The organism is Microcystis sp. M53603_WE2, from assembly GCF_030065435.1.
The window spans coordinates 1-2,080 of the sequence record NZ_JASJFF010001050.1 but is presented as its reverse complement, the minus strand read 5'-3'; the positions used below and the strand labels follow the sequence as shown (position 1 = coordinate 2,080).

Genomic DNA, 2,080 nt, shown 5'->3' with positions numbered 1-2,080 from the left:
AATATCCTCCCGTTCCAAATCATCGTAGTCGGCTAAAATATCTTCGATACTCATGCCAGAACTAAGTAATTCTAGGATAAATTCAACAGGATAACGCAATCCTCGAAGGCAAGGTTTGCCATGACAGATATTTAAATCGAGTGTGATTCGCTGCCAAAGTTGGTTTTCCATAGGTAATTCAGTTGCTTGTAATCGTCCAATCTTCTCTCCGCCTACTTCTACTATGCACAATTCTGTCTTTAAGTCAAGTTACTTTACAAAACTTCAAGCAATTTCTTGACAAAATTTAACCTTTTTTCTCATTTTTGAACCCTCACAAATTAATTATGCAAGGGGTTTAATCTACTATACACAACTAGGGATACTACGAGAACTAACACTGTCATTGATGACCAACTCATGGCTGATGCTCTTAAAGCTACTGGACTCTCTTATTCTTTGTGTGATAAATTTAACTTATATAGTAGTGATCGATCTTTGTGTCCTTTGTGTCTCTGTGGTTCGTTCCCCTCACTATTTATTTCCGGCAGTCTTCATTGACTATCTAGACCAAAAAAAACCAGTCTTCCCTAATTTTTCGGGAAAACTGGCCAAGCTAATCTTGAGATTTTAACCGACGTTAGCGGTTTGTTTTTGGCTAAAAAATGCCGCTAAAACCTGTTGGGCAATCTGGGGACTGGTTAAACCCAAATCAGCGAAGGATTCCTCTGGTGTTGCGTGGTCCACTAATTTATCGGGAACCCCGAAACGCTTGACCGGAACTAGAATATTAGCATCCTGTAAAGCTTCCAAAACCGCAGAACCAAAACCACCCATCAAACAACCTTCTTCTAAAGTCACCACTTTACCAAGACGTTGGGCAAGGGGAAAGATAAGTTCTGTATCAAGGGGCTTGACAAAACGAGCATTAACCACTGTGGCTTCGATGCCGTGTTCGCTGAGGATTTCGGCCACCTGTAGGGAAGTGTTGACCATCGTGCCGTATCCTAACAGGAGAACATCATCGCCACTGCGGAGAATTTCGCCCTTACCGATGGGTAAAGCTTCCCAACCCTCTTCCATCAGGGGAACCCCTAAACCGTTGCCCCGGGGGTAACGCATGGCAATGGGGCCGCTGGTATGATTAATCCCCGTCACCACCATTCTTTGCAGTTCCGCCTCATCTTTCGGGGCCATAATGGTCATATTGGGGATACAACGCAGATAGGCGATATCGTACATCCCTTGGTGGGTCGGTCCATCGGCCCCGACAATACCGGCCCGGTCCATACAAAAGAAAACCGGGAGATTTTGAATGCAGATATCATGAATAATCTGATCAAAAGCCCGCTGCAGGAAAGTAGAGTAAATAGTGACAACCGGGCGCATTCCTTCGCAAGCAAGACCACCAGCGAGAGTAACCGCGTGTTGTTCGGCAATTCCCACATCGATGTACTGTTTCGGCAGTTTTGCCTGAAATTTATCTAATCCCGTCCCCGTGGCCATGGCGGCGGTGATACCGATAATGCGCGGGTCATTTTCCGCTAATTTAGTGAGAGTATGCCCGAAAACTTTGGAATAAGCGGGAGGTTTCGGTTTACTGGAGGGAATCGGTTTACCCGTGGCTAAATTAAAGGGATTTTGGGCATGATAACCCACTTGATCTTTTTCGGCCCATTCGTAGCCTTTGCCTTTAACGGTGGCAACGTGGACGAAAACCGGTCCGTGGACCTTATGGGCCTGTTTAAAAGTGGCGATTAATTCGGGAATATTATGACCATCAATCGGGCCAAAATATTTAAAGCCCAATTCCTCAATGACAGCGCCGACTTTGGGAACTGCTAACCGTTTCATTCCTTCTTTGACTCGTTCCATTTCCGGAGTGAGGGAGTCCCCGAAGAAGGGTAGATTTTTCAATTGTTCCTCGATATTATCAGCGATAAACTGGACGGGTTCGCTAAGACGAACTTTATTGAGATAGCGGGAAATTGCCCCGACGTTGGGGGAAATGGACATCTCGTTATCGTTGAGGATAACCATGATGTTGGTGTTCGGTAAATGTCCAGCATGGTTAATCGCCTCTAGGGCCATACCCCCGGTT

The 2,080-nt window shown here is 45.5% G+C and carries 3 protein-coding genes; 1 reads left to right on the top strand and 2 read right to left on the bottom strand.

Annotated elements, in window-relative coordinates:
• The coding region (locus tag PX481_RS22140; RefSeq protein WP_288096055.1) for a DUF433 domain-containing protein at positions 1–171 on the bottom strand (171 nt) is incomplete at its 3' end.
• 228 nt (positions 172–399) lie between these two features.
• On the opposite strand from PX481_RS22140, the gene PX481_RS29870 reads away from it, so the two are divergent.
• A complete protein-coding gene (locus PX481_RS29870) occupies positions 400–540 on the top strand; it encodes a hypothetical protein (protein WP_002758606.1) in 141 nt (46 codons plus the stop codon).
• 69 nt (positions 541–609) lie between these two features.
• On the opposite strand, the gene dxs is transcribed toward PX481_RS29870, so the two are convergent.
• Positions 610–2,080 (bottom strand): 1-deoxy-D-xylulose-5-phosphate synthase (gene dxs, locus PX481_RS22135; RefSeq protein WP_288096052.1); only part of this gene is annotated, 1,471 nt, incomplete at its 5' end.

Excerpts from the sequence above, each read along its gene's own strand:
- PX481_RS29870 (WP_002758606.1), top strand. The coding sequence starts at position 400 with ATGGCTGATGCTCTTAAAGCTACTGGACTCTCTTATTCTTTGTGTGAT.